This is a genomic window from Nonlabens dokdonensis (genome assembly GCF_002162835.1).
Lineage (GTDB): Bacteria > Bacteroidota > Bacteroidia > Flavobacteriales > Flavobacteriaceae > Nonlabens > Nonlabens dokdonensis_B.
On sequence record NZ_MAAX01000158.1, the window covers coordinates 1 to 10,147 of the forward strand.

10 protein-coding genes and 1 pseudogene are annotated in these 10,147 nt (G+C 33.8%); 9 read left to right on the forward strand and 2 right to left on the reverse strand.

The window, feature by feature from the left end; translation table 11 throughout:
- The 9 genes and pseudogenes from A9Q93_RS10420 to A9Q93_RS10460 form a co-directional block, all read left to right on the forward strand.
- Positions 1-122: pseudogene (locus A9Q93_RS10420) on the forward strand (alpha/beta hydrolase); the annotation flags it as partial.
- Between the two features lie 74 nt (positions 123-196).
- Positions 197-1,144, forward strand: coding sequence for a lytic transglycosylase domain-containing protein (locus tag A9Q93_RS10425; protein ID WP_303687339.1), 948 nt, complete (start codon positions 197-199; stop codon positions 1,142-1,144).
- 1 nt (position 1,145) lies between these two features.
- Complete coding sequence (gene cls / locus A9Q93_RS10430) at positions 1,146-2,624, forward strand: cardiolipin synthase (RefSeq protein WP_303687340.1); 1,479 nt, start codon at positions 1,146-1,148, stop codon at positions 2,622-2,624.
- A 17-nt stretch (positions 2,625-2,641) separates the two neighbouring features.
- Positions 2,642-3,031: a sulfite exporter TauE/SafE family protein gene (locus tag A9Q93_RS10435; protein WP_303687348.1), complete on the forward strand. Its 390-nt coding sequence runs from the start codon at positions 2,642-2,644 to the stop codon at positions 3,029-3,031.
- A gap of 70 nt (positions 3,032-3,101) precedes the next feature.
- Positions 3,102-3,947 carry a DUF2911 domain-containing protein gene (locus A9Q93_RS10440; RefSeq protein ID WP_303687341.1) on the forward strand — a complete coding sequence of 282 codons (846 nt, stop codon included), beginning with the start codon at positions 3,102-3,104 and terminating at the stop codon, positions 3,945-3,947.
- A 137-nt stretch (positions 3,948-4,084) separates the two neighbouring features.
- On the forward strand, positions 4,085-5,056 hold the full coding sequence (locus tag A9Q93_RS10445; protein WP_303687342.1) for a hypothetical protein: 972 nt from the start codon (positions 4,085-4,087) through the stop codon (positions 5,054-5,056).
- 3 nt (positions 5,057-5,059) lie between these two features.
- The gene (locus A9Q93_RS10450; RefSeq protein ID WP_303687343.1) at positions 5,060-5,617 is read left to right on the forward strand and encodes an RNA polymerase sigma factor; all 558 of its coding nucleotides are present in this window, start codon (positions 5,060-5,062) and stop codon (positions 5,615-5,617) included.
- Complete coding sequence (locus tag A9Q93_RS10455; protein WP_303687344.1) at positions 5,607-6,965, forward strand: hypothetical protein; 1,359 nt, start codon at positions 5,607-5,609, stop codon at positions 6,963-6,965. The genes A9Q93_RS10450 and A9Q93_RS10455 overlap by 11 nt, the downstream gene beginning before the upstream one ends.
- 146 nt (positions 6,966-7,111) lie before the next feature.
- Positions 7,112-7,522 (forward strand): OsmC family protein, encoded by a 411-nt coding sequence (locus A9Q93_RS10460; RefSeq protein WP_303687345.1) that lies wholly within the window; start codon positions 7,112-7,114, stop codon positions 7,520-7,522.
- 65 nt (positions 7,523-7,587) lie between these two features.
- On the opposite strand, the gene A9Q93_RS10465 is transcribed toward A9Q93_RS10460, so the two are convergent.
- Together A9Q93_RS10465 and A9Q93_RS10470 are read right to left on the reverse strand one after the other, a co-directional pair.
- On the reverse strand, positions 7,588-8,178 hold the full coding sequence (locus A9Q93_RS10465; RefSeq protein ID WP_303687346.1) for a hypothetical protein: 591 nt from the start codon (positions 8,176-8,178) through the stop codon (positions 7,588-7,590).
- Positions 8,179-9,912 carry a sodium:solute symporter gene (locus A9Q93_RS10470; protein ID WP_303687347.1) on the reverse strand — a complete coding sequence of 578 codons (1,734 nt, stop codon included), beginning with the start codon at positions 9,910-9,912 and terminating at the stop codon, positions 8,179-8,181.
- Positions 9,913-10,147 lie beyond the last annotated feature (235 nt).

The window sequence follows — 10,147 nt, forward strand, 5'->3', positions numbered from 1 at the left end:
ATCCCGTTTTTCCTATCAAATATATTGAAAATTGTACCGTTGTCCCTAAGGGAACACATGTTATGATAGTTAATCGTTACCGCTGGTTTAATGAACATTTACCTAAGCTCATCGGTTCATAAAACTATGTAATGAAATGCATTAATTACCGTATTCTCTTGTCAACTTTTATATCTTTGAACAAATACTTAAACATATGAAAAAGATTCTTTTAGGTGCTGGGATAGCAATAATTTTCATTTTTACCATAAGCGCAATTCAACAAGGTGGAGGCTCTTCATCTGTTGAAAAGATGAGCGTAGCTACAACTGAAGAAGGAAATTCTGATAAGCGAGTTAAGGATTATAATGTTTACAGTGTGCAATTACCTAAACAACTTGATTTTGCTGGTGAGTCAGTACCTTTAAATTTACCTGATATAAGAGAACGCGTAGATAGAGAGTTTTTAGTAAATACTTACTGGCAGTCTAACGGTATACTTTTAATTAAAAGAGCTCAAAAATATTTTCCTATCATAGAGCCTATTCTCAAAAAAAATGGCGTACCAGATGATTTTAAATACCTAGCGGTAATAGAAAGTGGTTTACAAAATGTTACTTCTCCTGCAGGAGCCAAGGGTTTCTGGCAAATTATGCCTAAAACAGGCAGGGAACTAGGACTAGAAGTAAATGATAATGTGGATGAACGTTACCATCTAGAAATGGCAACTCAAGCGGCATGCGATTATCTTAAGGAAAGTAAAGAGAAGTTTGGGAGCTGGACACTTGCTGGTGCTGCATATAATGCTGGAAATGCCGGCATAAATAAGCAGTTAGAAGCACAAGGAGTAGATAGTTATTATGATTTACTTTTAGGAGCTGAAACTGGTCGCTATGTATTCCGTATTCTCGCGATTAAGGAAATACTTAAAAACCCTAAAACTTTTGGTTTTAATGTGGAGCCTAGTCATGGATACGACTTTATTCCTACTAAAAAAGTATTAGTAGATTATGAGGTGGATGATTTATCCGCTTTCGCGAAAGCGAACAACATCAATTATAAAATACTGAAAATTCACAATCCGTGGTTGAGAGAGCCACAGTTGAATAATAAATCTAAAAAGGAATACCATATAGCGATTCCTGAGTCTGGTTATTACGATTAAAATGGTGGATTGGGTATTAAATAATTGGTTCTTTAGCTCTTTAATCATTAATTATGCTATTGCTTTAAGTGCTGCTTTTTTTCTTATAAAGAGTAACCAAAACCCACGTAAAACCGTTTCATCACTGTTATTTTTAGTAGCCTTGCCTTTTATAGGTTTAGGAATTTATTATTTCTTTGGTTTAGAGTATCGCAAGTCTAAAATTTTTAAAAGAAAAGATCTCACGGCTCATGAATTAATAAAGGATTGGGGTAAAAGGTTACAATTAACTAAGGCTCAACTTACGGAGTATGAAGAAGATTTTCTAGAAGATAGAATTAAACTAGTTAAGCTACTTAATCATAATCAGTCTGCATTGCTTACCTTGAGAAATGACTTAGAAGTTCTTATCAATGGTGAGAAAACCTTTGAAAGAATCTTTAAAGATTTAGACCGTGCAAAAGATCATATCCATATAGAATATTTTATTTTCCAAGATGATATTATAGGTAATGAATTCATTGATAAGCTTATAGATGCTAGAGATAGAGGTGTAGAAGTAAAGCTTATTTATGACTCTGTAGGGAGTTCTCTTTCTAGAAAAGCAAAGGCTAGAATGAAAAAAGCTGGAATAGAATTTAACCCATTTATGCCTGTTATATTTTCTAATTTTACTCGCAAAGCTAACTATAGAAACCACCGAAAAATATGCATAATAGATGGTCACATAGGTTATTTAGGCGGCGTTAATGTAAGTGATGATTATGTAAATAGAGAAGGAGATGACCCTTCAAAGTACTGGAGAGATACGCACTTAAGAATAGAAGGTCACGCAGTAAAAAGTATGCAAGTGCAATGGTTACTTAATTGGTATTTTGTTTGTGAAAATATACATGAAGAAACTAGTATACATATTCCAGATTCTTATTTTCCAGAAATAGATGAATCTAAAAATAAAGCTGTACAAATTGCTGCTAGTGGTCCAGATACAGATTGGGCAAATATTATGGAGGCTATCTTTGTTGCAGTTACCACTGCCGAAGAAAGTATAAAAATAACAACACCTTATTTTATTCCTAATGAAGCTATTCTAACGGCGCTTAAAAGTGCAGCCAGAGCTGGTGTGAATGTTCAAATTATGGTTCCTAAAAAAGGAGATAGTTGGGCAGCACGATATGCGAGTCGCTCTTATTTCAGAGAAATATTAGAAAGTGGTGTGAAAATATACTGGTACCATAAAGGCATGCTCCATGCAAAAACCATGGTGGTAGACGATGAATTTGCCACTATAGGAACTTCTAATATGGATTATCGTAGCTTTGATATTAATTTTGAGATCAATGCGCTCATATTTGACGATGATATTTCTGAAGAATTAAATGAGCAATACCGCATCGATTTAGAATCATGTGAAGAAGTAATTCTTGACAAATGGTTAGAACGCAATAAATGGAATAAATTGAAAGAGTCCTTTTGTAGATTATGGGCTCCATTATTATAAACATGAAACGAAAAAAAATGACTTTATCAACTGTACTATTTCTTTTGTTAATAGGTTTACTTGCTGGCGTGTTAAGCGGTAGTGTAGGCGTAGGTGGTGGAGTTATTATGGTGCCACTGGCTATATGGTTTTTAGGTTTTTCACAACATCAAGCTCAAGGTATGAGCCTAGCAGTTCTAGCAGTTCCAGTAACCTTTCTTGCTGCTTACACCTATCATAAAAATGGACACACTCTTGACTGGCGATATGCGCTAATAATTGCCGCAGCATTTGTTGTAGGCGGTTTTTTTGGATCTAAGGTCGCTGTAAATATCAACCAGCAAGTACTCAAAAAAATATTTGGTGTCATATTAATCATTGTTGCTATAAAAATGATTTTCTTTTCTAGCGCAAAGGGCGTTAGTTAAGAAAATGATAACAACTTAAAGATTATAAAACACCGACATTTACAAACCTTTTAAACCTAAAATAATTATAATGAAAAAATTACTATTTTCTTTTTGCTTGATGTTAATAGCAAATATCGCTTTTGCTCAAATTCAAGCGCCACAGCCTAGTCCTAAATCAAAAGCAATGCAAACTGTAGGTCTAACAGATGTTACTTTAGAATACTCTAGACCAGCGATGAGAGGTAGAGATATCTTTGGTGATCTCGTTCCCTTTGACAAATTATGGAGAACTGGAGCAAATCAAAATTCAATGATTACCTTCTCTGATGATGTAAAGTTTGCAGGTACAAACGTAGCGGCTGGTACTTATGCTGTTTACACAAAGCCTGGTAAGAAAGAATGGACTGTGATGTTGTACAATGATACCGGCAACTGGGGTAATCCAGAAAAATGGGATGATTCTAAAGTGGTAGCTACTGCAACTGTAAAAACTATTAAATTAAAAAATCCAGTAGAAAGTTGGACTATGGCAATTAATGAGGTAGCCATGGATGGCGCTCATCTACAAATGATGTGGGATGAAACACTAGTAGCTGTTCCTTTTACAGTTCCTACGGCTTCAAAAACACAAGCCAGTATCGATAAAGTTATGGCCGGACCTAGTGCAAACGATTACTATAGTGCAGCGACATTTTATCTAGACGCAAATAAGGATTTAGATAAAGCGCACATGTGGATTTCTAAAGCAGTAGAAGCTCGTCCAGAGGCTTACTGGATGCATAGAAAAAAGTCTTTAATTGAGGCAAAAATGGGTAATACTACTGCAGCAATCGCAACAGCAAAACAATCTTTAGAGCTTGCTCAAAAAGCGGGAAACATGGATTACGTAAAGCTTAATAAAGACAGCCTTAAAGAATGGGGCGTGAAGATGTAAATCATTCTTTGAAAGTATACCGCTTTCGCGAAAGCGAGATCATTTTAAACCGTTTAGATAATTTCTGAACGGTTTTTTTTAGTTTTCTACGCAACCTTTTTGCTTTTATTATACTTATAGTAAACTAAAGCATGATTATGAAAAAGCAAATTTTCTATTTAATAGCCTTATCAATTTTATTCGCATCTTGTTCAACTCAAGAAATAGGGAGTGATGACGATATAAACAACAATCAAGGCATATCCTCTTCAGAATTATTTAAATATGTTAACTACAATCTTGATGTATCAGCAAATCCTCCTATACCTTTAGATTCAACAGTATATACTATATTAAACAATAGATATCATGAAATAACAAGATATTTACCATCAGGTGATACTAGAGCTAGTATGTTTATTTACTCAAACAATAAAATAGACCGTGTCGAGTATTATAATAATGGTGTTCTAGCTGTAGATGAGACACAAATATTTACCTACGGTAGTAATGGACTCGTCTCAGAAAGATTAACTTATAATAGTAGTCTTAATACTTATACTAAAAGAACGTATTCAAAAGTTGCTGATACCACGTATGTTTATGTATTTAATAGTAATGATGGAATAAATTTTACTCCAGCAACTATTTCTAGCAAGGTAGTTACTGACGCTCAAGATAAGGTCACTTATGTAGAACGCGTAGATAGTACAGGTAATGAACCTAGTACCTATATTAATTATATTTATGATGGAATGGGTAATTTAGTAAGTGAAAGTAAAGATCGAGACTATGATAATAATGGTACATTAATTAATGACGTTACTTATAATATGACGTATACTACCATTGATAACCCTATTGCGGCAATTAGAGATAATACTTACTCCAGATATTTTAATAATATCAATTACTATACAAGAAGTGGTTCTGTCAATTTAACCATTGGACCTACGTTTATATCGCCTAAACAAATTGAAACATATGAATACACATTGTTTTCTTCATTTCCGACAAGAGTGACTAATCAAGTTAATACTGATGGAAATATAGAAACGATAACCTATTTAACAGTAGACTCAGGTGGAGTTCCTTTTACATCATTTACTCAAAAGTTTTCTTATCAGTAACTTATGATGTTAGAAAAACTCATAAAAGCCTGTAGGAAAGGAGATATAAAAGCTCAAAAGCAATTGTATTCTGATTATAAAGATGTCCTTTACATATTATGTCTCAAATACAGCCGGAATAAACAAGAAGCCGAAGATGTACTTCACGATTCTTTTATGGTCATTTTTAATTCTATTAAAAAGTATAAAGGTAATGGAAGTTTTGAAGGGTGGATGAAACGTATAACTATCAATACTGCAATTACTTCATTTAAAAAGAATTCTACATTCAATATTCTTATTAATGAAGAAATTACAAAAGACGTGTTAGTTGATGACTCTATTGTAGACGCCATACCATTACAGCAAATTTTAAAGGCCGTACAAGGTTTACCAGATCGTTATAGGTTCGTTTTTAATCTCTACGAATTAGATAATTATACTCATAAAGAAATCGCAGAGATGCTGGACGTCTCGATAGGAACTAGCAAATCAAATTTACATCGAGCAAAAATTTTGCTTAGAAAGAAATTAGAAGAATGGAACAACAACAATTTAAATAATAGATCTTATGGGAACTAAAAGGGATATAGGATCATCTATAAAAGAAAAATTGAATGCTCTTGAAGCTGCTCCTGATGAGATGGTGTGGTCAAGACTTCAAGATAGCCTTGATAACAAAAAGAAAAGAAGAATAGTACCACTTTGGTTTTGGTTTGTAGGTGTAGGTATATTATTTATTGGTGGATTTATAGGAGTATCTATGAATTCTGTTTTTGAAAATGTAAATTCAAACCAAATTACTATAGATAGAAAGTCTTCTACTTCTAACGGTGCTAGTACAACTCCATTAGATACTCAAACTGACAATTTTTTGAATTCTACGCAACCAGAAAATGTGGACGTATCGTTAAAAGAAACTGCACTAAGGAATAGTGAGAAGGTAGATGAATCAAACAATCTTAATACTATTGTAAAGACAAATAAGCCATTAAAGACTAAAGAAGAGATGAAAAAGGCTGTTAAACTCTCTGATTCTCATATATCAGGAAGTAATAACCTCAATATTGGTGTGGTGTCCCAGCAAGTTGATAATATTAACAGTTCAGGAATTAACAAGAATGTAGTTTTTGATAGTATTAAAAACGCAGCTCACCTAGTGAATCAAGAAGAAGATCTAGTTAATGCAAGTGCATCTGTGTTAAGAGAAAAAGATTCTGTCCAGAAAATTAAAAAAGATGTACTTGATAAAAATTTAAAGAAACAAGAGCAAAACCCTTGGAGTGTAAGCGTTTCTACTATTTTTAACTCGTATGATAATTTTAGAAGTGGTTCATTACTAGATCCATCATTAGATAGTAATCAAGTTTCTAGAGAGTTTAAAATAAACTATGGAGCTAGTTTAAATTATGATCTCAACCAGCAATGGACCATAAGAACAGGCGCAAATTATGTTTCTTATAAACAAGGTACTCAAAATGTAGACCCATCATTTACAGATGTTACGAGATTAAACTATGTAGATTACTCAATAGATGCTGCCACGCTAGATATGGCAACGGCTAGCTCAAGTGAACTAGAAATTATTCAAGAATTTACTTACCTTGAATTACCTCTACAGTTACGTTATTCGATTTATGGTAATAAAATTGATATTGGTGCAATAGGAGGATTGACTTATAGATTACGTTTAGACGATGCTATTTTTGTGCGAGGTGATTCAAGTACTATAGAAATAGGTGATTCCAGCACTTTTTATGATAGTGGTGTCTCGGCACATGTAGCTTTTGCCTCTAGAATTAAAATTAATAAAAGGTTTTATTTCAATATTGAACCTACCTATTATTTTCATATCAGACCTTACGAGACTAATCGTATTAATTCACCGTCAGAATTTAGAGTTACTACAAGTTTGGAATATAAGTTTTAATATTGATGGAGATCTCGCTTTCGCGAAAGCGGAATTATTAAAAAGGCTTCATATTAAAATAACTATGGAATTATCAAATCTCTGTTAAGAGGTCTTTTAGATAAAATTCATTTTCTAATTTTGAGTAAATACTTAAAAAAAAAAGAATGAAGTTTTCAAGAAATGCAAATGCCCAATGGCAAGGAACAGGTAAAGAGGGAAAAGGTAATATTACTACCCAAAGCACGGTTTTAGATAAGACCCCATACGCATTTGGTACTAGGTTTGAAGAAGAAAAAGGTACTAATCCTGAAGAATTAATAGGAGCAGCTCACGCCGGTTGTTATACCATGCAATTGAGCTTCTTACTTAACGAAGAAGGATACACAGCAACACATCTTTCTACAGATGCAAAGGTTACTTTTGACGATGGAACAATCACTCAGGTAGATTTAACGCTCACAGCAGATGTACCAGAGATATCAAAAGAAAAGCTCAATGAAGTAGCTAACAAGGCAAAGGAAATATGTCCAGTGTCAAAACTTTTAAAAGCAGAAATTACTCTTGTAATTAAGTAAAATAGTACATGTTTTAAAAAATCTGCCCTCAATCAATTGAAGGCAGATTTTTATTTCTTTTAGCTTCAAAGCAATTGAAATGTCCAGTATATCTGTTTAGACAGCATGCTTAGGGTTAATATGGATCCTATAATAATGGCTATGATTTTTAAATGACTTTCTCGTATACAAATGGCGATTAAGATGGGAACAAAAGCAAATAGGACACTTACAAAGCCACTTATGATTCTACCAGGTCCGAACCATGCATCGATAGATAGTAATGTCATTATCCAGTGAATGATGCTTTCTATAAGCCAAAACGATAGAACACTTATAAGCACAATTGCTCTCCAGTTATTTGTAGTCTCACTCTTATTATAATTTGGATCAAAATTTTGTTGTTCAAAATTTATATCTCGTTCAAATTCATTTTGATGAGAATTCTCCATATTAAATTTGTTCACGTCTTGAACAGTAGTAGAATTAAATGAGTGAAAAGTAGTTTGAGTTTTAAATAGCATGGCGACCTCTTCCACATCTTTGGCAATAACATAAGATTCTTCTGATTCTAAGCGCAATTTATAATCTGGTCTTATCTTTTTATCAAGTAATTCTTGAGCTGTAAAAGGCCCAAATTCTCTTATACCGTCGTGATAAAAGTATTTATTCTTCATTTAACTGTCTTGAAACTGAAAAGCTGTTTTAGCACCTTTATCTGTTGTACTTATAAGTACAGCGATTCCTATCGTTAGGAACGCACCTAATGGATTGAGCCATAGGAAAGGTAATATCTCAATTCCTTCTACAAATTCATGTAGTATGGCACAAGTCGCTACAACGAGTTGAGAAATACATGCGGCAATAAAAACTGCTTTGCCATTCACTTTTTTAAAGTAAAAAGCCACTAGAAAAATACCTAAAATCGTACCGTAGAAAATAGATCCTATAAAATTAACTAACTGTATCAAGTTATCAAATAAGGAGACAAAACTCGCAAAAAATATAGCTATGATTCCCCACATGAGTGTGAACCATTTACTCATATTTACATAATGATCGTCGTCTTTATCTTTAGTAGAGCTAAATCTTTTATAAATATCTACTGAAGTCGTAGAGCTCAATGCATTTAACTCTGAAGCAGTAGAACTCATCGCTGCACTTAATATTACAGCGAGTAATAATCCTATCAGTCCTTTGGGTAAATGATTAAGAATAAAATGTATAAATACAAAATCCTTATCGTTCGTCTCGATGCTTTGGTCTGCATTTTTAATAAGTGTGCGAGCCGTAGCTCTGTTCTCTTCTTCTTGTGCTCTTAAGTAGATAAGCGCAAGTTCATAATTTATAATATCAGATCTTGATGAGGTACTTAAAGCATGTGCGTACTTTTTTTGAACCTGCTGTTTTTCAATTAATATTTCTTCATGACTGGATTCTAATCTACTGTACTCTCCTGCAAACTCACTTTCTTTAACAGCTTTTTCTGCTGCCGGATTGAAATTAAGCGGTGTAGAATTAAATTGATAAAAAACAAATACCATAACACCTACTAGCAAAATAAAAAACTGCATAGGAACTTTAAGCAAGCCATTAAATAGTAGACCTATGCGCATTTGTTTAACTGATTTACCTGAAAGGTAACGTTGTACTTGTGATTGATCTGTCCCAAAATAACTTAGCATCAAGAAGGTAGCTCCGAAGAGCGCACTCCATACATTGTAACGGTCATCCAGTGAGAAGTCAAAATCCAGAATCTGCATTTTCTCAGCACTACCAGCCATTGTTAACGCATTATCAAAAGTTACATTATCTGGTAATTGTGTAACGATTAAAATAAAAGCGGTCACCATACCAGCCATAATCACTACCATTTGCTGCTTTTGAGTCACATTTACTGCCTTAGTTCCTCCAGAAACGGTGTATATAATTACCAGAATACCTATTATAATATTCAAATATTTCAATTCCCAATCAAGAACGGCACTTAAAATAATTGCCGGAGCGTAAATGGTTATTCCTGCTGCTAGACCACGCTGAATCAAGAATAGAATAGAGGCGAGCGATCTCGTTTTAAGATCAAATCGTTTCTCAAGAAACTCATAAGCTGTATATACTTTAAGCCTATGATATATGGGTATAAATGTGATGCAGATTATGATTACCGCAATGGGAAGTCCAAAGTAAAACTGGACAAATTCCATCCCATCAGTATACGCTTGACCTGGCGTGCTTAAAAACGTAATAGCACTTGCTTGTGTTGCCATTACAGAAAGACCTACAGTCCACCACCGGGCATCGCCACCTTTTATGTACTCTTCACTCGTCTGTCTTCCACGTGTTTTATAAACACCATATAGTACGATAAACGCTAGCGTACTTACTAATATGAACCAATCAACTATTTCCATATACCGAGCTTAAAATATAAAATAGTATGGCAAAAACAACATTTGCGGCAATTACTAGTGCATAAAAACGATTCCACTTTTTAGTGTTTTCTTTGGCCATCATTCTTTTGAATTAGTTCATCTTCTACTCCTATACTGATCATGTTTGCCAGTAATTTGTACGCACCAGAAACTCCAGCAGGTAGCTCTCTAAAGAGACTTAATCCGGTATAAATAATATGTCCTTTTCCATAAG